23 protein-coding genes and 1 pseudogene are annotated in these 24,025 nt (G+C 56.1%); 16 read left to right on the top strand and 8 right to left on the bottom strand.

All coding sequences use genetic code 11. The annotated features are described in order from the left end of the window. Position 1 precedes the first annotated feature (1 nt). A complete protein-coding gene (locus tag ABLV75_RS10140) occupies positions 2 to 637 on the bottom strand; it encodes a carbonic anhydrase (RefSeq protein ID WP_004102756.1) in 636 nt (211 codons plus the stop codon). A gap of 225 nt (positions 638 to 862) precedes the next feature. Between ABLV75_RS10140 and ABLV75_RS10135 the strand changes: the two genes are divergently transcribed. Then, positions 863 to 1,492: a LysE family transporter gene (locus tag ABLV75_RS10135; protein WP_004102757.1), complete on the top strand. Its 630-nt coding sequence runs from the start codon at positions 863 to 865 to the stop codon at positions 1,490 to 1,492. A 13-nt stretch (positions 1,493 to 1,505) separates the two neighbouring features. On the opposite strand, the gene ABLV75_RS10130 is transcribed toward ABLV75_RS10135, so the two are convergent. After that, the gene (locus ABLV75_RS10130) at positions 1,506 to 2,276 is read right to left on the bottom strand and encodes a DeoR/GlpR family DNA-binding transcription regulator (protein ID WP_004102758.1); all 771 of its coding nucleotides are present in this window, start codon (positions 2,274 to 2,276) and stop codon (positions 1,506 to 1,508) included. Positions 2,277 to 2,370: 94 nt separating this feature from the next. Between ABLV75_RS10130 and ABLV75_RS10125 the strand changes: the two genes are divergently transcribed. The 11 genes from ABLV75_RS10125 (at position 2,371) to ABLV75_RS10075 (ending at position 13,271) form a co-directional block, all read left to right on the top strand. Further along, a complete protein-coding gene (locus ABLV75_RS10125; protein ID WP_004102759.1) occupies positions 2,371 to 2,754 on the top strand; it encodes a VOC family protein in 384 nt (127 codons plus the stop codon). Between the two features lie 30 nt (positions 2,755 to 2,784). Further along, entirely contained in the window at positions 2,785 to 3,423 is a 639-nt protein-coding gene (locus ABLV75_RS10120) for a CatA-like O-acetyltransferase, family 1 (protein ID WP_004102761.1), read from the top strand. Positions 3,424 to 3,721: 298 nt separating this feature from the next. Continuing rightward, positions 3,722 to 4,945 (top strand): SfnB family sulfur acquisition oxidoreductase, encoded by a 1,224-nt coding sequence (locus tag ABLV75_RS10115; RefSeq protein ID WP_004102763.1) that lies wholly within the window; start codon positions 3,722 to 3,724, stop codon positions 4,943 to 4,945. Between the two features lies 1 nt (position 4,946). Then, positions 4,947 to 5,621: a methionine ABC transporter permease gene (locus ABLV75_RS10110; protein WP_004102765.1), complete on the top strand. Its 675-nt coding sequence runs from the start codon at positions 4,947 to 4,949 to the stop codon at positions 5,619 to 5,621. Between the two features lie 22 nt (positions 5,622 to 5,643). Continuing rightward, complete coding sequence (locus ABLV75_RS10105; protein WP_004102767.1) at positions 5,644 to 6,420, top strand: MetQ/NlpA family ABC transporter substrate-binding protein; 777 nt, start codon at positions 5,644 to 5,646, stop codon at positions 6,418 to 6,420. 62 nt (positions 6,421 to 6,482) lie between these two features. Further along, a complete protein-coding gene (locus tag ABLV75_RS10100) occupies positions 6,483 to 7,529 on the top strand; it encodes a methionine ABC transporter ATP-binding protein (RefSeq protein WP_047719774.1) in 1,047 nt (348 codons plus the stop codon). Between the two features lie 149 nt (positions 7,530 to 7,678). After that, positions 7,679 to 9,382, top strand: a complete 1,704-nt coding sequence (locus ABLV75_RS10095; RefSeq protein WP_047719773.1) for an ABC transporter substrate-binding protein — start codon at positions 7,679 to 7,681, stop codon at positions 9,380 to 9,382. Between the two features lie 43 nt (positions 9,383 to 9,425). After that, positions 9,426 to 10,385, top strand: a complete 960-nt coding sequence (locus ABLV75_RS10090; protein ID WP_047719772.1) for an ABC transporter permease — start codon at positions 9,426 to 9,428, stop codon at positions 10,383 to 10,385. Then, entirely contained in the window at positions 10,382 to 11,332 is a 951-nt protein-coding gene (opp4C, locus tag ABLV75_RS10085; protein ID WP_139153336.1) for an oligopeptide ABC transporter permease, read from the top strand. Before ABLV75_RS10090 ends, opp4C begins: the two co-directional genes overlap by 4 nt. Beyond that, a complete protein-coding gene (locus ABLV75_RS10080; protein ID WP_047719770.1) occupies positions 11,329 to 12,309 on the top strand; it encodes an ABC transporter ATP-binding protein in 981 nt (326 codons plus the stop codon). The genes opp4C and ABLV75_RS10080 overlap by 4 nt, the downstream gene beginning before the upstream one ends. Beyond that, positions 12,306 to 13,271, top strand: a complete 966-nt coding sequence (locus ABLV75_RS10075; RefSeq protein WP_024274290.1) for an oligopeptide/dipeptide ABC transporter ATP-binding protein — start codon at positions 12,306 to 12,308, stop codon at positions 13,269 to 13,271. The genes ABLV75_RS10080 and ABLV75_RS10075 overlap by 4 nt, the downstream gene beginning before the upstream one ends. 78 nt (positions 13,272 to 13,349) lie before the next feature. Here the strand turns inward: ABLV75_RS10075 and ABLV75_RS10070 are convergent, their stop codons facing one another. Then, a complete protein-coding gene (locus ABLV75_RS10070) occupies positions 13,350 to 15,755 on the bottom strand; it encodes a membrane-bound PQQ-dependent dehydrogenase, glucose/quinate/shikimate family (protein ID WP_047719769.1) in 2,406 nt (801 codons plus the stop codon). A 323-nt stretch (positions 15,756 to 16,078) separates the two neighbouring features. Further along, positions 16,079 to 16,990 (bottom strand): DUF535 family protein, encoded by a 912-nt coding sequence (locus ABLV75_RS10065; protein WP_032728369.1) that lies wholly within the window; start codon positions 16,988 to 16,990, stop codon positions 16,079 to 16,081. A 311-nt stretch (positions 16,991 to 17,301) separates the two neighbouring features. Between ABLV75_RS10065 and ABLV75_RS10060 the strand changes: the two genes are divergently transcribed. After that, entirely contained in the window at positions 17,302 to 17,442 is a 141-nt protein-coding gene (locus ABLV75_RS10060; protein WP_004102786.1) for a hypothetical protein, read from the top strand. A 272-nt stretch (positions 17,443 to 17,714) separates the two neighbouring features. Next, positions 17,715 to 19,025, top strand: a complete 1,311-nt coding sequence (locus tag ABLV75_RS10055; RefSeq protein WP_348854933.1) for an L-serine ammonia-lyase, iron-sulfur-dependent, subunit alpha — start codon at positions 17,715 to 17,717, stop codon at positions 19,023 to 19,025. A gap of 138 nt (positions 19,026 to 19,163) precedes the next feature. Here the strand turns inward: ABLV75_RS10055 and ABLV75_RS10050 are convergent. From ABLV75_RS10050 to ABLV75_RS10035, 4 genes and pseudogenes are all read right to left on the bottom strand, one after another. Further along, positions 19,164 to 19,868: pseudogene (locus ABLV75_RS10050) on the bottom strand (D-cysteine desulfhydrase). Between the two features lie 63 nt (positions 19,869 to 19,931). Beyond that, positions 19,932 to 20,318 (bottom strand): RidA family protein, encoded by a 387-nt coding sequence (locus ABLV75_RS10045; RefSeq protein ID WP_004102792.1) that lies wholly within the window; start codon positions 20,316 to 20,318, stop codon positions 19,932 to 19,934. Between the two features lie 24 nt (positions 20,319 to 20,342). After that, positions 20,343 to 21,761, bottom strand: coding sequence for a Na+/H+ antiporter NhaC family protein (locus ABLV75_RS10040; RefSeq protein ID WP_004102794.1), 1,419 nt, complete (start codon positions 21,759 to 21,761; stop codon positions 20,343 to 20,345). Next, a complete protein-coding gene (locus tag ABLV75_RS10035; RefSeq protein WP_004102796.1) occupies positions 21,754 to 22,941 on the bottom strand; it encodes a PLP-dependent aspartate aminotransferase family protein in 1,188 nt (395 codons plus the stop codon). Before ABLV75_RS10035 ends, ABLV75_RS10040 begins: the two co-directional genes overlap by 8 nt. Positions 22,942 to 23,429: 488 nt before the next feature. On the opposite strand from ABLV75_RS10035, the gene ABLV75_RS10030 reads away from it, so the two are divergent. After that, entirely contained in the window at positions 23,430 to 23,600 is a 171-nt protein-coding gene (locus ABLV75_RS10030) for a YnfU family zinc-binding protein (RefSeq protein WP_213799282.1), read from the top strand. Positions 23,601 to 23,775: 175 nt separating this feature from the next. Then, complete coding sequence (gene cspF, locus ABLV75_RS10025) at positions 23,776 to 23,988, top strand: cold shock-like protein CspF (protein WP_017145721.1); 213 nt, start codon at positions 23,776 to 23,778, stop codon at positions 23,986 to 23,988. Positions 23,989 to 24,025 lie beyond the last annotated feature (37 nt).

Genomic DNA, 24,025 nt, shown 5'->3' with positions numbered 1-24,025 from the left:
TTTATTCGAAATAGACGTCAGGGTTTTCCGACAGCGACACGAAGGTTTTGCTGTTTTTATCCAGCGCGCGAATGTCGCCGCTTTCAATATCGTAGAACCAGCCGTGCAGACGCAACGTGCTGTCGCGCAGGCCGACGGCAACGGAGGGGTGGGTTTTAATATTGTTCAGCTGGGCGATGACGTTTTCCTGCACCATACCGTTGACTTTATCGGTCTCGTTAGCCCAGGTTTTCTTCTCCACGACGGCCTTCGCCGCGTCGGAGTAGCGCAGCCAGTGGGACACGGCAGGCATCGGCTCCAGACACTGGCAGGTGGCGATGGCTTTCATCGCGCCGCAGTTAGAGTGGCCGCAGATGACGATATCGGTCACGCCCAGCGCGACGACGGCGTACTCGATTGTCGCGGAAACCCCGCCCGGTTCAGGGCCAAATGAGGGGACGATATTCCCGGCGTTACGGATCACAAACAGCTGACCCGGCTCCTGCTGAGTCACCAGCTCCGGGACCAGACGGCTATCGGAACAGGAGATAAACAGCGCTTTGGGATTCTGGCTGGATGCCAGGCTGCGGAAGAGCTCTTTACGTTGCGGGAAGATCTCTTTCTGGAAGTTGAGGAAGCCCTCAATGATATGTTGCATAGCAGTGTCTCTTTTCTCTGTTTTAATGACGATATGACAAAGATCACATTTAGCCAGTTTATCACTGACGCGCGAAATGGGAATCGTTATTCGAGGATGAGATAAAACATCGTCCCGCAAAGCCTGGTGACAGCGCGGTAAAGATTGTTTATTTTTTGACAGAGAAAACATTGATGAGCCGGAGCCCCATGCGACTTTAGCGCTCAACATCAACCAGGAGCGCTTATGTTCTTATCCAGCCTGATGGCCATTGCCGCGGTTCTCATTATGGGCGTTATCAGCCCCGGTCCAAGCTTTATTTACGTGGCCCGCAACGCCGTTGCGCGCTCGCGGGTGCACGGTCTGGTCACCGCGCTGGGAACCGGCGCGGGCGCGGCTATCTTTTCGATAATGGCCATGATGGGGCTGCAAAAAGTGCTGACGGCGGTGCCGGAAATGTTCATCGGCCTGAAGGTTGCGGGTGGCCTGTATCTGCTGTGGCTGGGTTATAAAATTTACCGCGGCGCGGCGCAGCCGATGGATTTTGCCGCAGGCGGCATGGCGGCGGAACATTCACTATTGAAAACCTTCCGCGATGGCCTTTATACCCAGCTCAGCAACCCGAAAACGGCGCTGGTATTCGCCTCTATCTTTACCGCCCTGCTGCCGGAACGCATCCCGTTGGCCTTTTACTATATCGTGCCGCTGATGAGCTTCCTGATCGACGTCAGCTGGTATTCGCTGGTGGCGCTGGTGCTCTCTTCCGCCCGCCCGCGCAGCGTCTATCTGCGCATGAAGCGTAAGATTGATATCGTCACCGCCACGGTACTGGGCGCGCTCGGCCTGCGCCTGATTGCCACTTCGCTGTCAAAGTAGGCCAACATACCGTTTAAACGGTATAAATACGGATGTCGTGCTCGCTGAACGCGTCGCGATATTCCCGGCTAATATTTTCCTCCACGACCAGTACGTCAATGGCGCTGCTCTCGACCACCACGAAGCGCGCCACCGCCGGGATCTTATCGGAGGTCAGGCCGACAATAATTTCGCTGCACTGTTTAATGACCGCTTTTTTAAATTCGCAGTCGGGATAGTCAAAGCCTGTCAGGCCCGACTCAGGCGCCATGGCGCAGCCGCCGATAAACCCCTGATCGAAAAGCATACCCTGAATCTGCGCCACGGCGGAGGCCCCCACGCAGCCGCCGGTGGCGCGTTGGATCTGCCCGCCAAGCATCACGACGTCATACAGCGGTTTTTTGAGCAATACGGCAGCGATCTCGGGGGAGTTGGTGACCACCGTTAGCGCCAGCTCCGCCGGTAGCGCCTCCGCCATCGCCAGATTGGTGGTGCCGGTATCAATGAATATGCAGCCGCCGGGCTTCACCAGCTTTGCGCATTTCTGCGCGATTCTGCTTTTTGTCGCCGTATTTTTCTCTTTGCGCGCGCTGTAGTCACCGGCCTCAGGCAGGGTCATCACCGCGCCGCCGTAGACCTTTTTGCAGTATCCCTCGCGGCTAAGCTCATGTAAATCACGTCGAATCGTATGCTCGGAGACGTTCAGACGGCTGGCCAGTTCGGCGCAAACCACTCTGCCGTTCTCCTGGAGGATCTGGCAAATAAGCGCTTGTCGTTGTTTAGGAAAAGCAGCATAATCGAGCAAAAAATAACTCCTGAAAGATTGTTCATCGAGCAATAAAGCGCATAATCGTGCATTCGTGCCCTGACTGTCAACACACCCTATATCGAGGTTTGCCATGAAAATTGCCCATATCGCCCTTTGGACCCGTCAGCTTGAGCAACAGGCCCGCTTCTGGGTAGCCTTCTTCGACGGTGAGATAAATGAGAAGTACTGCAGTCAGACCAACCCGGGGTTTGAATCCTTTTTTGTCAGGATCGGCGATGATATTGCCATTGAGCTGATGACCAAGCCGGGATTGACTGCGCTGACGGCGGATAATAACCACACCGGCTGGGTGCACCTGGCGATAACCGTTGGCGGCGCGGAGAACGTCGACAGGCTGGCAAAACGCGCCGCTGAGCAGGATATTCTGGTTTCTGCGCCGCGGACCACCGGTGATGGCTATTATGAAGCGGTGATTAAAGACCCCGATGGCAACCTGATTGAAATCGTCGCATAGTGTCAGACAGTGATTCAACAGGAGACGCCCGTGGCCAACTATCACGTCATTGACAAACAAACCTGGCCGCGAAAAGATCATTTTGATTTTTATCGCGGTTTTGCCAATCCCAGCTTTAATCTCTGCGTTCCTGTCGAGGCGCAGCGGCTATATGAGTGCGCGAAAGATCGCGGCGTCTCGTTTTTCCAGCTGGCCCTCTTCGCCCTTGTGCGCGCAGCGAACGAGGTGCCGCAGCTTAAACAGCGGCTGTTGGGCGACGATATTATCGAATATGACCAGCTGGCGGTGATGACGCCAGTGATGACCGCCCAGGAAGGTTTCCGCCAGGTCTGGTGCGAGAATGCCGCCGATTTTGCCGCCTTCAGTCAGGCCGCCACGCCAAATATCGAGGCGGCAAAACACACCGCGCCGGCGCCGCTTATCGTCAACGGCGAAAATTTCTTCTGCGCCAGCTGCCTGCCGTGGCTGCATTTCAGCGCCATGACTCACGCTGAGTATTACGTTGGCGCGTCGGTACCCGCCCTCACCTGGGGCAAGCTGAAAAACGGTATTATTCCGGTCGCGGGCAAATTCAATCACGCCTTTGTCGACGGCCTGCACGCCAGCCGTTTTTTTGCCCGCGTCGAAGAAAATTTTGCTCAACCGGAGATCCTCTGGCAGACGCGATAATCCCCCGCCATCCCTCAATGACACTCGAGCCCCGGTAAGCCGGGGCCGAAACGCCTGCGTGACTCCCGGCCTGTTCACTCTGCCCACTGTCGCAAATCCAACATGCTGATTCATTCTGCGTTGCAATTGCAGCAGTACGAGCGCGTACCAAAAAACTAACTTACTGTTTAATAAACATTAAATAAGAAACGCGTTCTGGCATAGCCTTTGCTTTAACAGTTATATAACCCACTGGAATTATTAGGCATTTACTTAGCTATTTTTAGCATATGCCGTTTATTAACCATGAGATGTGACTATGCCCGACGAAAAACAGACCCTTCACTATTGCCGCCAGACGCCAAAGGCATACGTTATCCGCAGCGATGACGAAGCCATCGCCATCGCCCATGAAATCGCGGCGGTACTGCAGCCCAGCGCGGCGCAACGCGATCGCAGCGGCAGCGTGCCGCCGGAGATTATCGATACCTACTCCAATAGCGGCCTGTGGGGTATCACCGTCCCGCGGCAATGGGGCGGAGCCGAGGTATCCGCCGCCACGCTGGCCCAGGTGATAGCGATTATTTCCGCCGCCGACCCGTCGCTGGGGCAAATTCCCCAGAACCATTACTGTCTTCTGGAGGATATCCGTCTGCAGGGCAGCGAAGAGCAGCAGGCATTTTTCTTCGCTCAGGTGCTGCAAGGCTATCGCTTTGCCAACGCGCTTTCTGAAACCGGCGGCAAGACGGTACTCGATATCCGCACTCGCCTGGAGGCCAGCGAACGCGGTCTGAGCATCACCGGCCGAAAAGGCTACTGCACCGGTTCGCTCTACGCCCACTGGATCGGCATTCTGGCGCTCGATGCAGAGAATAACGCGCAGCTGGCGTTTGTGCCGCGCGAATCGGCTGGGCTGACGGTCATCGACGACTGGGCCTGCCTCGGCCAGCGTACCACCGCCAGCGGAACGGTCCTGGCGGAGAATCTTGTCGTCGAGCCTTTCCACCTGTTCCCGACCTGGAAATCCTACGCGACGCCAACCCTTGCCGGGCCGTTTGCCCAGCTCACCACCGCCGCTATCGACCTGGGGATTGCCCGCGCGGCGCTTAACGACACGGTGAACTTTGTCAGCCAGTTTGCTCGCCCGTGGATCGATGCCAGCGTTGAGCGGGCCAGCGAAGACCCGCTGACTATCTACCATATTGGCCAGCTTGACAGCCGGCTGGCCGCCGCCGATGCGCTGCTGGAGCGGGCCGGCAAAGTGCTCGATCGCTATAAATACGCACTGAGCGAGGATAACGTTGCTCAGGCGTCTATCGCCGTGGCGCGCGCCAAGGTCTTTACCACCGAAGCGGCGCTGGAAGCCGCCAGCCGCCTGTTTGAGCTTAGCGGCACCCGCTCAACCAGCATCGCCCTCAATCTTGATCGCCACTGGCGCAACGGCCGCGTCCACACCCTGCACGATCCGGTGCGCTGGAAATATCAGCTGCTGGGCAACTGGGTGCTGAACGGCATTCCTCCACAACGCCATGACTGGAACTGAGATGAACGGCGCGCTGGCTTTTTTTGCTGATATCGACTGGGGCGACGTGGCGCAGGCCAGCCTCGATACCTTGACCATGCTGGGCTGGTCGCTGGGGTTTACCGTGCTGATTGGCCTACCGCTGGGAATTGTGCTCTATCTCAGCGGCCAGCCTCGCCTGCTCCATGCTCCGCGCCTCTATCGCCTGCTGTCGCTGGGGGTCAACGTTCTGCGCTCGCTGCCCTTCATCATTTTATTGATTGTGATGATCCCGGTGACGACGCTGATTACCGGCACCTCGCTGGGCGTTGAAGGCACCATTCCGCCGCTGGTTGTCGGCTGCGCGCCTTTCTTTGCCCGGCTGGTTGAGACCGCGCTGCGCGAGGTGGAGCACGGTCTGGTGGAGGCCAGTTGGTCAATGGGCGGCAACACCTGGCAGCTAATCTGGCACACCCTGCTGCCGGAGTCGCGCGCCGGGCTTATTGCCGCCGTGACCGTGACCGCGATTTTACTGGTCGATTATACCTCCATGGCGGGGGTCATCGGCGGCGGCGGGCTGGGCGACCTGGCCATCCGCTTTGGCTATCAGCGCTTCCAGACGGACGTGATGGTGATAACCGTTCTGCTGCTGATTGCGCTGGTGCAGATAGTACAAATGAGCGGCGATCGTCTGGTGAAGGCGATGAGCCGCAAATAACAATAGCTTCAGGAATAAGACAATGAAAAAAACAATCCTCGCAGCGGGGCTTCTGGCCCTTTTCTCCCTGTCCGCCAGCGCCAACGAGACGCTGACCGTGGGCGCGACGCCGGTCCCCCATGCCGAAATTCTCGAGTTCGTTAAGCCCGAGCTGGCGAAACAGGGGGTCGATTTGAAAATTAAAGTCTTCAACGACTTTATCCAGCCCAACCAGCAGCTGGCGGAGAAAAATCTCGACGCCAACTACTACCAGTACCGCCCTTTCCTCGATAACTACAACCAGACCCGCCACACCCATCTGCTGCCGGTGGTCGGCGTGCATATTGAACCGTTTGGCGCTTATTCGAGCAAATATAAAACAATCAAAGAGGTACCGGATGGTGCCACCGTTGCCATCCCGAACGATCCGGTGAATACCGGTCGCGCGCTGGTGATGCTCAGCAATGCCGGGCTGATTACCCTGAAAAACCCGCAGGATCCGCAGTCGGCGACCAAAGATATCACCGCTAATCCGCATCGTTTTAAAATTCGCGAGCTGGAAGGCGCGATGCTGGCGCGGGCGGTGAATCAGGTCGATCTGGCGTTTATCTTCGCCAACTATGCGCTGGAGGCCGGAATTGATACCGACAAGGCGCTGCTGGTGGAAAAAGGCAGCGACCTGTACGTCGAGTATCTGGTGGCGCGTCCTGACAACATCAACGATCCCGGCATTCAGAAGCTGGCGAAAGCCCTGAACTCAGACCGCGTGCGTAGCTTTATTCTCACCCGCTATAAAGGCAAAATCCTGCCCGGTTTTTAATCGCCGGATGTTCATCGGCAGCCTGCAGGCTGCCGTTTAATTTCGTTAACAGAGCCGCCATCGTGACGCAAAAACCCAACGCCACAACGCATATTCAGTTGAGCCAGATAAGTAAAGCCTACCCCAACGGCGTGCAGGCGCTGCGGGATATTAATCTGCAGATCGCTCAGGGAGAAATCTTCGGCATTATTGGCCGCAGCGGCGCCGGAAAATCAACCCTGCTGCGCCTGTTCAACCGCCTGGAAAACGCCGACAGCGGTGAGATTACCATTCACGGCGAACATACTCGGCACTACTCCCGCAGCCAGCTGCGCGACCTGCGCCGGCGGGTCGCGATGATCTTTCAGCACTTTAATTTAATGGCGACCAAAACGGTGGCGCAGAACGTTGAGCTGCCGCTGAAAATGGCCGGGGTACCGCGGGCGGAAAGGCAGAAACGGGTTGCGGAGATCCTGGCGCTTGTCGGCCTCAGCGATCTGCGCGACAGCTGGCCGGCTCAGCTTTCCGGTGGCCAGAAGCAGCGCACCGGTATCGCCCGCGCGCTGGTCACGCAGCCGGAGATCCTGCTGTGTGACGAAGCCACCTCGGCCCTCGACCCGGAAAATACCCTTGCAGTACTAAAACTCCTTAAAGAGATCAACCAGCGCCTTGGTTTGACCATCGTGCTGATCACCCATGAGATGGACGTCATTCGCACCCTCTGCGACCGGGTCGCGGTGCTTGAGCACGGAGAAATTATCGAACAGGGCGAGGTGTGGCGAGTATTTGGTCATCCCGGACATGCTGTCACGCAAAGCCTGCTCGGCACGCTCCATCATGACCGTGCGGAAGAACGACTCTCGCTGAGCGAAAACCAGCAGCTGGTCACGCTGCATTTTGACGGCAGCAGCGGGCAGGAACCGGATTTACAGCGCATCGCCGCGCTGCTGGGCGCCGATGCCCGCCTGTTATACGGCAGCTGCGAGCAGATTCAGGGACGGGTGATTGGCCAGCTGCGGATACGCCTGGCGAAGCCGCTGGCCAATCCTCATTTACAGCAGCATGCCGGCTGGGTGGCTGACCGCTTAACCCTTTCCGGCGATACGGCAGCTGAGAATGCTGGTGTTTAGCGCAAAAGTGGCAGATTAATACTGAATTATTGCTAATGCTAAATTGCTATAAGCCATAGCCTTTCGGTGTTAGACAGGGCGCTAAGCGCCTCTTATCTTTCGTCATGATTTGTAAATACACTGCGCAATTCTTTGATGAGGGAGCACTTTTGTCCAGACTACTGCACGGGTTAAAAACCAAACAGACGCGGTTCGCGCTTGCTCTGAAAATCGCGTTGCTCGGCGGCGCGGTGGCATTTTCTTCTGTCGCCATCGCCGACGAGATCTTAAAAGAAGGGATCACCCCGGCCAGCGATGCCAGCCAGATCCCCGCAGCGGCAAAGCTGCGTAAAGATACCGTCGTGGCCGGCATTTCCGAGCCACAGGGCATTTTTAACCCTTACTTCTTCGTCAACGGCTGGGATGAAAACGTCACCAACGTGATCTTCTCCCGCCTGATCGACTGGGACAGCCACGGCAAACTGGTGCCGGGTCTCGCCGAAAGCTGGACGGTCAGTCCGGACAACAAGGTCTACACCATCAAGCTGCGCCACAATCTGACCTTTAGCGACGGCTCGCCGCTGACGGCTGACGATGTCGCCTTTACCCTCACCGTGCTGCTGGACCCGAAATACGACGGCGATACCGATATTACGCTCGCCAATATCGCCGGCGGCGCGGAGTACAAAGCGGCGAAAGCCGATAGCGTCAGCGGTCTGAAAGTGCTGGATCCCTTGACGCTCCAGGTGACCACCACCCAGCCGGGCGCGACGACGTTGGCAAAAATTGGCGGTCCGGTACTCTCCAGAGCGTATTACGGCAAAGGCTACCAGCGCGGCAATCTCGATTATCTGCGCACCCTGCACGGCAAACCGCTGGGCAACGGTCCTTACGTTTATGACAAATATATCCCCGGCCAGGAGATTCGTTTCCACGCCAACAGCCACTTTTATCGCGGTACGCCCCCCACCCCGCGCTTTATCTATCGCGTGACCAACCCGGCGACCAACTTTCAGCTCTTCCAGACGGGCGAAACCGACTACGACGCCTTTACCTCGCGTCCTGACGATATCGAACAGCTGAAAATGCTCGGCTTTGCCAACATCAACCTTTACGGCTCCAGCGACTACAGCCAGGTGGAGTTTAACGTCCGCCGCCCGGCGCTGAAGGACGTCAAGGTACGCCAGGCGCTGATTTACGGCCTCGATCGCCAGAAGCTGATTGATGTGGTCTATCAGGGCTACGGTAAAGTAGCGATTGAGCCTATCGCGCCAATCTCCTGGGCCTGGAACGCCGACGGAGTGAACCCGTATCACTATGACCCGGCGCAGGCGAAGAAGCTGCTGGACGATGCCGGCTGGAAACCGGGACCGGACGGTATCCGCGTCAAAGAGGGCAAACGCCTGGAGTTAACCCTGCTGGTGAGTAAGAAAGTGCTTAACGATGCGCTGATCCCCATCGCCAAAGAGAACTGGCAGCAGATTGGCGTCCTGTTAAAACCGCAGGTCGTCGATTTCAACGCCCTGATGGCGCAGCGTAAGTCGGGTAATTACGATCTGGCGTCGTTCAGCACCAGCACCCTTAACGACCCGCATGATGGCGTGTGGGATTTTTACAGCGCGGAAGCGAAAGAGTCCGGCTATAACAATCCGCAGGTCGATAAGCTGATTACCGAAGGTAACTCGGTGCTCGACGTTGAGAAACGCAAGCCCATCTACCACCAGCTGTATCAGGTACTGGCGCAGGACCCGCCGGTTATCCTTCTCGGCTACCGCGAAATTCTCTCGGCGAGCAGCGCCCGGGTCACCGGCTTCAAACCGGATATCTACAACGGCCTGACCGGCAGCCTGCCGGATGTCAAAATCGTTAAGTAAATCCCCAGCCGCCGGGATGTCCGGCGGCTGACGTGAGAATGTCATGAGAAATTTCATCCTGAGACGGCTGCTGCAAACGCTGCCGATGCTGCTGCTGGCTTCATTCATTATCTTTATGCTGTTTGCCAAAACGCCGGGCGATTTTATCGACGGCAATATCACCCTCACCGCCGCCCGCGCCGCCGAACTGAAGGCGATTTACGGTCTGGACCAGCCGTTACTCACCCGCTATATCCATTGGCTTGGCCAGCTGCTGCGCGGCGATCTTGGGTTCTCGCTGCAGTACCAGATTCCGGTCAGCCAGCTGCTTAACCAGTACATCTGGAACTCCTTCCTGCTGGCCAGCGTGGCGCTGGTATTCTACTGGGGGATTGGTCTGACGGTCGGCGCAATCTCGGCGCTGAAGCCCAACTCGCTGTTCGATCATCTGGTGAGCGTCGCGGTCTTCGCCGCCATGTCGTTCCCGACCTTTTTCCTCTGTCTGCTGCTGATCAAGTGGTTCGCCGTCGACCTGCACTGGCTGCCGGTTGGCGGCATGACCCGTACCGGTAGTGACGACAGCGGCTGGGGCTATGTGCTACAGGTTGCCGCCCATCTGGTGCTGCCGGTGCTGGCGCTGGTGATGCTCCAGGCAGGTAGCCTGACCCGCTATTTTCGCGCCAGCATGCTCGAGGTGGTGAAAATGGATTTTATCCGCACCGCCCGCGCTAAAGGGCTACGCGAACGCACGGTTATCCTGAAGCACGCCTTGCGGAACGCCCTGCTGCCGATCATTACCCTGCTCGGCTTCGAGCTGCCGGGGCTGTTCTCCGGGGCGATCATCACCGAAAAAGTGTTTAACTGGCCGGGGGCCGGGCATATTCATATCGATTCGCTGGCCGCCCGCGACTACCCGGTGTTAATGGGCTTTACCCTGTTTCTGGCGGTGCTGACCATTCTTGGCAACCTGATTGCCGATGTGCTTTACGCGTGGGTCGACCCGCGCATTCGCGTGAGGTCCTGATGCTCAGCTCTCTGTTTTCTGTTAACCGACGCCTGCGCAAGGCGGAAATCCCGGCGCTGGCGCAGGTTACGCCGTCCCCCTGGCGTCAGGCCTGGCAGGCGCTGCGTCACAATCGTCTGGCGATGCTGTGCCTGCTGCTGCTGGTCATCATGGCCCTCTGGTGCACGCTGGGGCCGCTGTGGTCGCCTTGGAAGGACGATGCTACCGACGCGCTGATGATCAACAAGCCGCCCGGCGCGCAGCACTGGCTGGGTACCGATTTTCTCGGTCGCGATATTTACACCCGCCTGCTACTGGCCGGACGCATTTCGCTGATCATCGGCCTGCTGACCATGCTGCTGTCGGTCACCCTTGGCTATCTGCTCGGCGCGCTGTCGGGCTACGCCGGCGGCCTGACCGATAAACTCATCATGCGTTTTGCCGATCTGGTGATGACCATCCCCGGCCTGCCGCTGCTGATTGTCGCGGGAGCGATGCTCTCCGAGCTCGATTTCTCGCCGGATTCACGCATCTATATGGTGGTAGTTATGCTGAGCCTGCTGGAGTGGCCGAAGCTTGCCCGGCTGGTACGAGGGCAGTGCCTCTCCCTGCGCGAGCGCGACTTTATGCTGGCGACCCAGGTGCTGGGCTTGTCGGCGCGGCGCCGTCTGTTTGGTCATCTGCTGCCGAATACGGTACCGATTCTGGTGGTGATGGCGACGATGGCGGTGGCTAACGCTATTCTCAGCGAGTCGGCGCTTAGCTACCTCGGGCTTGGCGTTGTGCCGCCGACGCCGTCGTGGGGCAATATGATGGACGCCGCTAACAGCCTGATCGATTTTCAGCGCCGCCCCTGGCTATGGATGCCGCCGGGGATCGCCATTTTTATCACCGTCATTGCCATCAACGTGCTGGGCGATGGCCTGCGCGACGCCATGGACCCCAAAATGAAACAGAGGCTGAAATGAGTCGCGCATTAATTACCTTTAATCAACTTTCGGTCTCTTTTGCCGCCGACAAAGGCCGGGTACGCGCGGTGCAGGAGGTGTCGTTCACTATCCGCGCCGGGCAGACCGTTGGCGTCGTCGGCGAATCCGGCTGCGGTAAAAGCGTTACCGCCATGTCATTAATGGGCCTGCTGCTGCCGCAGGCGGCGCGCATTGACGGTGGGGAGATACTTTTCGAGGATCAGGATCTGCTGCGGCTGAAAAATGCCCATATGGCCGATCTACGCGGCAATCAGCTGGCGATGATTTTTCAGGAACCGATGAGCGCCCTTAATCCGGTACTCACCGTCGGCGAGCAGCTGTGCGAGCCGCTTATTCGCCACCGCGGCGAGTCGCCGAAGATCGCATGGCAGCACGCTATCCAGCTTCTGGCTGATGTTGGACTGGCGCGCGCGGATAGCCTGATGGCCAGCTATCCACACCAGCTTTCCGGCGGCATGCTGCAGCGGGTGATGATCGCCATGGCGCTGAGCTGCCAGCCGAAGCTGCTGATTGCCGATGAGCCGACGACCGCGCTGGACGTCACCGTGCAGGCGCAGATCCTGCGACTGCTGCGCGACCAGGCGCGAGCCAACCGGATGGCGATGATGCTGATTACTCACGATCTCGGAGTTATCGCGCAGATGGCCGAACACGTGGTGGTGATGTACGCCGGGCGTATCGTTGAGCAAGGTGCGACAGCCGCCATTTTGCGTAACCCGCAGCATCCCTATACCCAGGGGCTGATCGCCTCGCGCCCTGTGCCGGGGGAGCGGCGGCGACGCCTCTACTCAATCCCCGGTCAGGTACCGGACCTCGCCGCCCTTCCCGCCGGATGCGCCTTCGCCGAGCGCTGCGCAAAAGCCACCGCGCGCTGCCGACAGAGCATTCCGCCGCTATCGGGGCATAACCGGCAGGCCGCCTGCTTTTACAGTGAACTTTCGGAGTCCGTGGCATGAGTCATGAATACGTGATTGAAGTGGATGGGCTAAAAAAACACTTCCCGCTACGCGATGGGCTATTCGGCCAGCAGACCGGCGTGCTGCGGGCCGTGGATGGCGTGAGCTTTAAGATTCGCCGGGGCACGATTTTTGGCCTGGTAGGCGAATCCGGCAGCGGGAAAACCACCGTTGGCCGCACGCTGCTGGGGCTATACGAGAAGACCGCCGGCAGCGTGAAGTTTCGCGGCCAGGAGCTTGCCGAACTGTCGCCGCAGGCGATGCGCGCGCTGCGGCCTAAAATCCAGCTGGTTTTTCAGGACCCCTACAGTTCATTAAACCCGCGCATACGCATTGGCGTCGCCATCGGCGAGGCGATGCTGGAACACAAGCTCTGTCGCCGGGCGGAGCTGTATGACAAAACCCTTGAGGTGATGCGCATCTGCGGGCTGTCTCCGCAGCATTACAACCGCTTCCCGCACGAATTTTCCGGCGGCCAGCGTCAGCGCATCGGCATTGCCCGTGCGCTGATCTTAAACCCGGATTTTATTATTGCCGATGAACCGATTTCAGCCCTCGATGTGTCGATTCAGGCGCAGATTATCAATCTGTTTTCCGACCTGCGCGACGACCATGGGGTGACGTTTTTGTTTATCTCCCACGATCTGGGGGTAGTAGAGCATCTGTGCGATGACGTAGCGGTAATGTATCTCGGTCAGCTGGTAGAGACCGCCAGCCGCGATGCGCTATTCAGCAGCCCCCTGCATCCCTACACCCGGGCGCTGCTGGCGGCGGTACCGACCCTCGATCCGGACAGCGAGCCGGTCGCGGCGCTACAAGGTGAAATTCCCGACCCGTCCCGGCCCCCTTCCGGCTGTCGTTTTTCCTCGCGCTGCCCGCAGGCCAGCGACCGCTGCCGCCGTGATATTCCGCTTCTAAGGGAAGTTGCCGACGGCCACCTCGTCGCCTGTCACGCGGTTTAGCGCCGGGTAATCTTCAGAGCATAAAAAAACCGCCCACACGCAGGGGCGGTTAGTTGCGTAAGAGCGAACCGGCTGCGGCTACTCTTCCAGCGCGAAGGCAATAATATCATCGCCCACGTCCGGCGAGTGGCTGGCGCCCCCGGCGGAGATCACCACGTACTCTTTACCGCTTTTCGGTGATTTATAGATCAGCGGAGCCGCCACTGCCCCTACCGGCAGACGAGCGCGCCATAGCTCTTTACCGGTAGCGGAATCCAGCGCGCGCAGGTAGTTATCCTGGGTGCCGGCGAAGAAGACCAGTCCGGAAGCCGTGGACGTTGGGCCGCCCAGCGTCGGCATACCCAGCGGGATATGCATGTGCGTTTTCAGCCCCAGCGGACCGGTATCCTCTACCGATCCCATCGGTACCTGCCACATCAGCTGGCGGGTATTGAGGTCGATGGCGCTCATGGTGCCAAACGGCGGCTTATTACAGGGAACGCCCAGCGCCGACTGCAAGATATCAATCCGCACGCCGCCGTATGGCCCGGCAATTTGCGGACGCACGGTCCCCATAAAGCCGGGCACCTCGTCGGTGGAGACTTTGTATTTCGCCATATCCTCTTTGCGCACCAGCGACATTCTCAGCGGCATCCGCATATCGTTGACGAACAGCGTTCCTGTACGCTCATCGATAGTGATACCGCCCCAGTTCATGCCGCCCAGCAGGCTCGGCCATTCGATATACGGCTTCTCTGACGGCGGCGTGTACATACCCAGATAAGTCGACGCTTTGAAGTCGATACGGCACATCAGCTGATCGAACGGCGTCACGCCCCACATCGACTTCTCGGTGAGCGGCTCGACGCCCAATTGCGGCATGCCGGTGGAGAACGGCTGGGTGGCGGAGAGATGCTCGCCTTCCGCGCCGTCGTGGGCCACAGGTCGCTCTTCTACGCGAGTCACTGGCTTGCCGGTACGCCGGTCGAGCACGTAAATCTGCCCGGTTTTGGTAGTCTGGATCAGGACCGGAACCTCTTCACCCCGGTCGTTTTTCATATGGAACAGTACCGGCTGCGACGGCAGGTCATAGTCCCAGATATCATGATGCACGGTCTGGAAGACCCACTTCGTCTCCCCGGTGCTGGCATCCACCGCCACCACGGACGAGCCATATTTCTCTTTGGCCGCGTTGCGATCGCCGCCCCAGTAGTCCGGCGGACCGTTACCGGTCGGCAGATAAATCAGATTCAGCTCTTTGTCAAAGCCCGGCACCGTCCAGACGTTCGGCGTTTCGAGAGTGTAGACGCGCCCTTTTACCGGATCGGTCACGTTTTCCGGCTGGCCGACGTCCCACGCCCACACCACTTTGCCGGTACGGACGTCAAACGCGCGCACCACGCCGGAGGGTTCGCCGTGCACGATATCGCGCACCCAGCCGCCGAGCACCGCAATATGCCCCATAATCACCGGCGTTGAGGTCGGATGGTAGCGTTTGCTGTTTTCGGTATTGTCCATACCCTGTTTCAGATCAACGCTACCGTGGTCGCCGAAGTCATCGCACAGCTCGCCGGTTTTGGCGTTCAGGGCGATCAAGCGGGCGTCGACCGTAGACACCAGGATACGCTGCGGACACTGCTGCAGCGACGGGCTGGCCTTCTCCTCTGCGCTCAGAGAATCATCGCTCTGCGCATCCCAATAGCCAACCCCGCGGCAGGTGACGTGCTCGGCGGTTTGCGCGTGCGGGTCAAAACGCCAGCGCGCTTTACCGGTATCCGCATCCAGCGCGGTGACCACGTTCAGCGGCGTACAGGAGTACAGCGTATCGCCAATTTGCAGCGGGGTATTTTCATCGACGCCAATCCCGGCGCCGGTAAGCCGCCGGCCGGTATGGTACGTCCAGGCGACTTTCAGGTTTTTGACGTTTTGCGGCGTAATGTCCTCGTACGGCGCAAAACGGGTGCCGGAGGCATCGCGACCGAAGAACGCCCAGTTATCGCTTCTGGCAGCCAGGGTCGGCGTTTTGTCGTCGCTCGCTTTCACCACGCCGTTATGAATACCGCCGTGCGGGTAAAAGGCCGAGACCAGCGTCGCCAGCAGCACGAGGAAAATCGCCGAAGCGCTCCAGTTGGCGTAGCGTACCCGCGTACGCGGCATCGGCAGCGTCGCCGACAGCCACAGCGCCAGCATCAGCATCAGCGCAGGCACCACCAGTCGTGGGATCAGTCCCCAATAACTGAGCTGCACTTCATACAGCGCCCAGGCAAGGGTCAACAGAAAAGTCAGAATGGCAAAAGGCAGGACATATCGACTGCGGGCGAGATAGCCGACGGCGATAAGCAGATAAGCAATACCGGCGAGCAGATACCAGGCGCTGCCGCCCAGCGAGAGGAGTTTGCCCCCCCAGATGGTGAAAAAGAGCCCAATGCCAAAGCTCAGTAATACAAAGAGTAATCGGTAGGCGGTGAAGAAAATTCCCCTTCCGCTACCTTGTCGTTCGTCCATATTTCATCCCATACGACGTCAGTCGAAAAAACCAAAACATCTTATATAAACAGCGCCTTATCAGACCGATAAGGGCACAGACCGCATATCATGTTGGTTGGACGCTCTCAGGCAGAGCGAAGAACGTAAGGAATTATATGTATTTGTAAAAATAATGTAAAACTATCACGCATGAAATGTTTAAAATTTTTTAATTTATAAAACTAATTTATCAGATGAAGCGGTTGTAAGGCTGAACGCGCGGAGTTGAGGCGAGGAAAGATGAAGGGCAAAACGATTGTCGACCCGCAGCCCCCTGCGGGTCGACAATCTTCACTTTATGCTTATCCGGCGTTACGGCAGAGGCAGATGTCGCCTAGCGCGGCGGCAAGATCCAACTGCGCCAGCTCCTTCAGACCTTCACGCTTGATAAACTGGCTACGGTGCTTACTTTTAACCTCTTCCAGGCTTTTCTTAATCTCGGTTGGCGGTAATTTATACCAGCCGCGTCGATGCTTCTCGCCGCCAATTTCCAGCCAAAGCTCAGAATAACGAGTTTTTACTCTGTCGCTTTTAACATGAAAATCACTGTCGATAGCATAGATCTCCTTGATATTGAAAAAGGCTAAAAAACCGTACAGCAGAGTGATAATTAAGTTTTTAGGACGGGTGCCGTAAAGCTCTTTCGTCAGCGCCTTCACCTCTTCATTATCGATATCTTTCCCTCCCTGAATACCGCCAATCCAGGCGCGGCCATCGTCAGTGCAGGAAAAACAGATACTGTAGACGCGTTTATCGCCAAGGAACATTAACAACATGAGCTCCCCTTCCTCCTGAAAAGGCGATGCCAGGAGCTTCACATCAATACTGCTACCGTTTTTCAGCGGAATGGCGATAAGCGTACGGCCAAAGTTCGCCATATCATACAGCTGCGGCAAGGCCTCGGGACGAAAGCTTTTTTCTATAAAATTCAAAGAGCCATGAGCGATATCGAGTTTCGCTCTTTTTGACATCTTTTTATTTAAATAGGCTTTAAAGGGTTTATCTTCAAAGTTAACCAACCCCTCGGTGGCTCCCGTTAATTTCGCGCAAGCATAGCTGGCGCATAATGTCTGATATTCTTTGTATTTCCCTCCGGTTAAAGATATTTCTCTGCATTTACGCAGTACCTTTTTATAGCTGAGTTTAACCTGACAAATAAATTTATTATGTTTCCGCCATTCTTTGACGGCGGCTACTGCGGTTGTCGATACCATTGACCATAATCCATAGATACATCCATAAGCACGGCAATATTAGCATAATCTTTACAAGTCAATGGCCAGTGTGGCGCTCGTTGTCGATTTGTTTAACAAATAGCGTGATAAACATTCAACAATTTGATGGCTAAAAATGAAATATTCGCTCAACTATTGTTTGTCGCCGCCCACGCCTTTTCTCGTCTCGCCTTGCGCAATAAAACATCCGCGCTTACCGCTATGTGCTACCGGGGCTCAGGCCGGGTGCATCCGCCTGCCGTTTTGCCTATACTTGCACACGGTCAACACTGAACTTAAATGGGTAACGCATGGAAATTGATCTCGATAACCTGGTTTTTAGCGGACTGGAAGAAGCGCAAGAGCGCAACGCTGAACGACTTGAAGATGCCGATAAAAAAGCGCAGGCCATTGTGGCCGATGATGACTGCGGCGACGCCTGTAAGATCTAACGACCAAACCGGCTACTCTGCCGGTTTTTTTATCCCGCCAGCGCAGCCCTCGCCATAAAGCCGTTTGCAACGCGCTTTTTAAAGAAAAATTTTCTCCCAAAGCGCTATTTTACAAATTGAACGTGCAACTTTTTTCTCTGCTGAGTGCGGTAATATTTTGGTTATCGTTCCTGCGAGCCGCGCCGTTTTCTGGCCCGCAGGCGCAAATCAATGTCGAGGAGAAAGTCATCCCCTCGATGGCCATTTTTCTGCACCGCTCCAGAGGCTCAGTCATGTCACACCGGGAAAATCGTGCTAAATGGAACCTGTTTATTCAGGTATTAAAACAGGAAGTGAAACCCGCTTTAGGCTGTACCGAACCGGTATCTGTCGCCCTCGCCTGCGCCGTGGCGGCGCAGCAGCTCTCTGGCGCGATTGTGCGGATCGAAGCTGCGGTCTCGCCGAATCTGATGAAAAATGGTATGGGCGTCACCATCCCGGGTACGGGGATGGCCGGCTTGCCTATCGCCGCGGCTCTCGGCGCTATCGCCGGCGACCCGCAGGCGAATCTGGAAGTGCTTAACAAGGCCACCCGTCGGGAAATTGATGCCGCCAGGGCGCTACTTGAGGTTGGCGCCGTGCGCGTGGTGCTACAGGAACCCTGCGACGAGATTCTGTACGTTCGCGCCAAAGTCTACGCGGGCGACCAGCATGCGACGGTCACCATCACCGGCGACCACACCAACGTGGTGGCGATTGAGAAAATGGGTGAGCCTCTGTTTGTTAAGGACGCAAGCGCGAACGCTGCTCCCGCCCGCGATCCGCTGGCGCAGGTCGCCCACAGTTCGCTGCGCGAGATCTATGATTTCGTTAGCGAAGCGCCTGCGCAGACGCTGGAATTTATGCTCGAGGCTGGCGCAATGAACAACGCCCTTTCAAAGAAAGGGCTGAGCAAAGAGTGGGGATTGCATATCGGCCCGACGCTAAAGCGCCAGGTCGACAAAGGACTGGTTTCCGATGATATGTTTAACGAGATCCTCTACCGCACCAGCGCCGCGTCGGATGCCCGCATGGGCGGCGCATCGCTGCCGGCGATGACCAACTCCGGCTCCGGCAACCAGGGCATCACCGCCACCATGCCGGTGGTCGTGGCCGCAGAACGTCTTCACGCCAGCCAGCAGCAGCTGGCCCGCGCGCTGGCGCTATCACATCTGGTCGCCATTTATATTCACTGTCAACTTCCGCGGCTATCGGCCCTCTGCGCCACCACCACCGCCGGAATGGGTGCCGCGGCGGGGATTATCTGGCTGATGAACGGCAGCTTTGACACCATCGCCATGGCGGTTAATAACATGATTGGCGACGTCAGCGGCATCATATGCGATGGCGCTTCCGGTAGTTGCGCAATGAAAGTGTCCACCAGCATCTCTTCCGCCTGGAAAGCGGTTCTGCTGGCGCTGGATAATTCGGTTGTTTCCGGCAACGACGGTATCGTCGATCGCGATGTGGAAAACTCCATTCGTAATCTTTGCGCCATCGCCGGTCGGGCCATGCAGCATACCGACCGACAAATTATCGAAATCATGGCGCACAAGCGTTATTAGGTTTGACGCGTCGCTGGAGGAATGGATGCCGGGCGTTGTCCGGCGGTAAAGCGTCCACTGCCCCTCCGCCGCAGCATGTAAAAAACCACGCCGGCATGCACGCGCGGGCGTGGTTCGATTTTTGGTTAACGTCGTTGTTCAGACGCGAGGATAGTAAGCAAAGAGCGCCGGCGCGCCGCCGGTATGGACAAACATCACCGGCCCGCTGCCGGTGAAACGCGTTATTTTCACGCCATCGATCAGGCCCGCCATCGCCTTGCCGGTATAGACCGGATCAAGCATGATCCCCTCCAGACGCGCCAGCAACGCCACCGCCTCCATCCCTGCGGTATTCGGCATGCGTCCCCGCGCTGCCGGAGGACACCACCACGGACTGCACACATCTGCTCGCACTGATCCGCTATCTCCAGCGCGCACTCAACGTAGCCCAGCGACCCCAGCGCGTTTGAGCCGCCGACGGGAACAATATAGGGTTTCGCCCCTTCTGCCGAAAGCCGCTCGCTGAACTGCTGCAGCCGCGCATCCGGATCGTAAAGTTCTGCAACCCTTTCTGACTCGCAGCCCATCAGGCTAAACAGCAGATGGTTGCCGTTGCAGAGATAGTTAGGCTCCGCGGTTTGAATGGGATTCTCCAGCAGCGCTGCGCACTTCAGACCCATCTGCCGCCAGAAACTCTAGCTTTCTGAACTTATTACCGCCCATGCCAGGATGCGAAATATCGTCACGTTTTATAGAGATATCGCGCTGCAAATATTCCGACAGCCGCTGCAGATGCTGAACGGGAGTGACGCCACCAACCAGCGCGACGCGCGCTAAGCTGTTGAGATAATGTTTTACCGACATAGCCCTCTCCTTGATATAAAAACGGCGGCTAATAAGCCGCCGTTGAGCCGTCTTTCGCGTGAGTTATCCCTGCCAGGCGATAGCTTCAATTTCTACTTTAACGTCCTTTGGCAGCCGGGCGACCTCTACGCAAGAGCGCGCCGGGAAAGAAGCGTTACGCTGGGTGAAGAACGCCGCGTAGGCATCATTAATGGCAGCGAACTCGTTCAGATCCTTGACGAAGATAGTCATCTTACAAATATTGGCGACCGTCAGGCCGCCGGCCTCAATGATTGCCTGAATATTCTCGAGGCTTTGTCGGGTCTGGCCTTCGGCGCACTCGGGAATAGTGCCCGTTTGCGGATCGATGGGTAGCTGACCAGATGTAAAAATAAAATTTCCGCTGCGCACGCCCTGGATATAGGGGCCAATTGCCTGCGGCGCATTTTCTGTCGCGATAGCCTTAGTCATAGCAAATCCTTTGAGAATATTGAGTTAAAGAGTGAAGCCGACAATTAAATAAACAATGAGCGCCAGCCCGCCCGTCACCAGCGCATAAGGCAGCTGGGTGCGAATATGTTCAATATGGTCACAGTTGGTCGCCATCGATGCCACGATGGCATCACTGGAGATAGGCGAAGTCATATCACCAAAGATTGAGCCGGAAATCGCCGCGCCGATCATAAAGTGCGGATCGATGCCTAAGGACACGCCGAGCTGGACGCCAATTGGAATCATGATGGCGAATGTTCCCCAGGAGGTACCGGTGGCCAGCGACATCACCGCGGCAATCAGGAAGATAAAGCCGATCGAAAAGCCGGATGGAATAACGCCGGAGGTTATCGAAGCAATATACTGTCCGGTATTCAGTTCCGCCGAAATATGCCCCATCAGGAAGGCCAGAATCATGATTGAGCTGATTTTCACCATACTGGCGTAGCCGATATACAGCTCTTTAAAAAAGTTTTCTACGTTCAGAATACCGCGCAGGCGAAACCAGATAAAAGAGACGACGGTGCCAAACATGACGCCGGAGTAGACCGACATGGAGCCGCTGCCTTTGGAGAATTGTCCCTCGCCGGTGATATATAGCACTACCGGCACCATAAGTACGGTGGAAAGGATTGGAATAAAGAAGTTGAGCAATGAGTTGCAGGCCGGATGGTCAATCACCGGGTCCGCTTCCTCTTCGCCATGCTCTTGTTCTATTTCCGTCTGGACCGTTTCAAACTTAACCTCCGCCTTTTTCATCGGCCCCCAGCTACAGCCGGAGAGGATATAAAAAAGCACTGAGGCTAATGAAAACCAGGCCATCGTATTCCAGACCATCGAGCTTGCCAGCACTTCAAATGGCTCGCCGGTCAGGTAGCCTTGCGCAATCTGGACGCCGATAACCCCCATCATCGCCGCTCCCCAGCCGTTGATCATCACCGACGAGCAAACGGACACGCAGGAAGTCTGGATAATATAGGACATCTTTTCCGGCGAGACTTTATAGCGCCGGGCAAGGTTTTTCGTTGATGCGCCGGCAATCAGCTGGTTTATCGAACTCTCGATAAAGATTAACGATGTCACCACCATCGCCAGTAGCTGGACCGACTTTTTATTGGTGACGAAATCATTTTTCTCCGAAAGAAACTGCACCAGCTTTCGCACGCCGCCGGTGACCACAATCAGCCGCATAATGCCGCCGATCATCACCATAAAAATAATCGTTCGCGCATTACCGGCGGAGGCAAAGGTTTCAATAATTCCGTTCAGCGTGCCGCCAACGCCCTGGATAATGCTGTGGTGAATCACCGCATAGCCGACAAAAATACCGGTAAGCAGAGAGAGGATCACCTGGCGGGTCAGAATCGCCAGAATAATGGTGACCAGCGGAGTAATTATCGTCCAGATGCCATAATCATGCATGATGGTTATCCTGTTTGAGGTCCATAGCGGCGAAGGCAATATCCAGGTCCTGGAGTAAGTCATCGATATGTTCAATGCCGACGGAGAAGCGCAGCGTCGTGTCATAAACGCCGATCGCTTCCCGCTCCTCTTTTGACATCGAACCGTGGGACATTGAGGCCGAATGGTTAATCATGCTCTCTACCCCGCCCAGCGATTCCGCCAGCACAAAATAGTGCAGACCGCCGATAAAGCGTTTCAGGCTCTGCATGTCTCCCTTCAGGGTCGCGGTCACTACCGCGCCGCCCGAACGCATTTGCTTCTTGCATAGCTGATGCTGAGGGTGCGACGGCAGCCCCGGATAATAGACGCTGGCAATCGCCGGATGGTTTTCCAGATATTCCGCCACGCGCAGGGCATTACTGCACTGACGCTCCATGCGCAAATCCAGCGTCTTCATACCGCGCAGGGCAAGGTAGGCATCAAAGGGCGAGGCAATAGAGCCGATCGTTGTTTTAATAAAATCGAGCCTCGAGGCGAGCGCTTCATTATTGGTAATAACCGCGCCGCCTATTAAATCAGAATGTCCGCCAACATATTTACTGGTGGAGAGCATGACCATGTCCGCCCCCATTTCAAGCGGTTTATGGTTCCAGGCGCTGGCAAAGGTATTATCAACGCAGGTGGTAATGGCGTGTTTTTTAGCAATACGACACACTTTCGCGATATCGACCAGTTCAAGTAATGGATTGGTCGGCGTTTCAATCCAGATTAAGGCGGTATTTTCCTGAATATTCGCCATCAGGCTCTGCTCATCGTTCAGATCGATATAGGAAATTGTGGCGCCGGTGGTGTGCGTTTTTAATTTCTCAAACAGCCGCCAGGTTCCGCCGTAGACGCCCTTCATCGCAATAATGTGTGCGTCTTTGGGCAATAGTTCCATTACGATATTGGTGGCCGCCATTCCCGATGCGGTAGCGGTGGCATATATCCCCCCCTCCAGCTCGGCAAGTGCGGATTCATAAGCTTTACGCGTTGGATTGGAAACCCGGGAATAACAAAAATCGCCGCCTTCATAAAGGTTAGGCTGGATAAAAGAGCTGGCTGTGACAATCGGGGTAAATATAGCGTTGGTTACCGGATCGGATTGGCTTCCAGCATGAACGGCCAGGGTAGCAATATCTTTAGTTCTGGTTTTCATAGGATATACTCAAACTATTATTAGTCATAAAATATCGTGAGTTTTTATTTACGTGGTCAGCGAAGTTGGCACATAAGACTGCCGCCAAAACTCCGTTTAATAGCCAAAAAATAAACGGTCATATAATCATCAACATCGTGATTTGCGTTCTTCGACCACCATTAAAATGTATATTAGGCGCGGAAGAAAATCTTACCTATTTTCCCTCTAATCCGCGAATAATGGAGAAAATTGTTCTCTGCGCGAAAAAATCACCCACCATTAACTGATTGATAAATAAAACATTGAATTTAAAGGGTGATGTTAATCACAAAAATATGGGGGAAAACTTACTCTTTAACCGCCTGCGGCCACGAAACGATTTTTCTCATACTGGTGCCAGCGATAGGGTTCCTGAGTTCCCTCATTTACGCGCTATGCAGAATGAGTTAGAGCTATTTGCGGCGCAATGCTGTATGGTCGTAAGCCCTTAACTCAGGAAATATCATATGTCAGAACGCAAAGACGCTAAAACTCGCCGTAATTATCTCGTAAAATGCTCCTGCCCTAACTGCTCTCAGGACTCAGAACACAGCTTCAGCCGAGTACAAAAAGGTGCTCAACTCATCTGCCCCTACTGCCATAAATTTTTCCAGTCCTCTGCAAAAACCGCTGCTTAATTATCCCTTGTCAGAAGCCGATTATTGCGCATGATTGCACAATAATCAGCCAGCGCTGATGGCGTTTTTTTGGCAAAGTAAAAGCCCGCAAGCGCGGGTTTTATTTCGATTTGCATAGACTTCCCACTCACTTACTGTATAGTCGTGCCGGTTTTCATATTTAAAAGGTATTTATTTGTTCCAAAAAATGACAGGTATTGTCAAAACATTTGATAATAAAACAGGCAAAGGCCTGATCATCCCCTCCGATGGTCGCAAAGACGTACAGGTTCATATTTCCGCACTATCGCCCGGCGAGCCAACCACAATCAGCCCCGGCATCCGCGTCGAATTTCGTCGAGTCAACGGACTGCGTGGCCCGACCGCCGCCAATGTTTATCTTTCTTAAAACACAGTATAAAACGTCAATAGCTGCTGAATAAGTC

This window comes from Klebsiella sp. CN_Kp066 (assembly GCF_040065135.1).
In the GTDB taxonomy this organism is placed as follows: Bacteria; Pseudomonadota; Gammaproteobacteria; order Enterobacterales; family Enterobacteriaceae; genus Klebsiella; species Klebsiella oxytoca.
Note: the sequence above shows the minus strand (reverse complement) of the source record. Positions and strands in the feature narration are given on the sequence as shown.

Coding starts and splice junctions, on each gene's coding strand:
- ABLV75_RS10140 (WP_004102756.1), bottom strand. CDS start 637: ATGCAACATATCATTGAGGGCTTCCTCAACTTCCAGAAAGAGATCTTC.
- ABLV75_RS10135 (WP_004102757.1), top strand. CDS start 863: ATGTTCTTATCCAGCCTGATGGCCATTGCCGCGGTTCTCATTATGGGC.
- ABLV75_RS10125 (WP_004102759.1), top strand. CDS start 2,371: ATGAAAATTGCCCATATCGCCCTTTGGACCCGTCAGCTTGAGCAACAG.
- ABLV75_RS10115 (WP_004102763.1), top strand. CDS start 3,722: ATGCCCGACGAAAAACAGACCCTTCACTATTGCCGCCAGACGCCAAAG.
- ABLV75_RS10110 (WP_004102765.1), top strand. CDS start 4,947: ATGAACGGCGCGCTGGCTTTTTTTGCTGATATCGACTGGGGCGACGTG.
- ABLV75_RS10105 (WP_004102767.1), top strand. CDS start 5,644: ATGAAAAAAACAATCCTCGCAGCGGGGCTTCTGGCCCTTTTCTCCCTG.
- ABLV75_RS10090 (WP_047719772.1), top strand. CDS start 9,426: ATGAGAAATTTCATCCTGAGACGGCTGCTGCAAACGCTGCCGATGCTG.
- ABLV75_RS10080 (WP_047719770.1), top strand. CDS start 11,329: ATGAGTCGCGCATTAATTACCTTTAATCAACTTTCGGTCTCTTTTGCC.
- ABLV75_RS10075 (WP_024274290.1), top strand. CDS start 12,306: ATGAGTCATGAATACGTGATTGAAGTGGATGGGCTAAAAAAACACTTC.
- ABLV75_RS10070 (WP_047719769.1), bottom strand. CDS start 15,755: ATGGACGAACGACAAGGTAGCGGAAGGGGAATTTTCTTCACCGCCTAC.
- ABLV75_RS10065 (WP_032728369.1), bottom strand. CDS start 16,990: ATGGTATCGACAACCGCAGTAGCCGCCGTCAAAGAATGGCGGAAACAT.
- ABLV75_RS10060 (WP_004102786.1), top strand. CDS start 17,302: ATGGAAATTGATCTCGATAACCTGGTTTTTAGCGGACTGGAAGAAGCG.
- ABLV75_RS10055 (WP_348854933.1), top strand. CDS start 17,715: ATGTCACACCGGGAAAATCGTGCTAAATGGAACCTGTTTATTCAGGTA.
- ABLV75_RS10045 (WP_004102792.1), bottom strand. CDS start 20,318: ATGACTAAGGCTATCGCGACAGAAAATGCGCCGCAGGCAATTGGCCCC.
- ABLV75_RS10040 (WP_004102794.1), bottom strand. CDS start 21,761: ATGCATGATTATGGCATCTGGACGATAATTACTCCGCTGGTCACCATT.
- ABLV75_RS10035 (WP_004102796.1), bottom strand. CDS start 22,941: ATGAAAACCAGAACTAAAGATATTGCTACCCTGGCCGTTCATGCTGGA.
- ABLV75_RS10030 (WP_213799282.1), top strand. CDS start 23,430: ATGTCAGAACGCAAAGACGCTAAAACTCGCCGTAATTATCTCGTAAAA.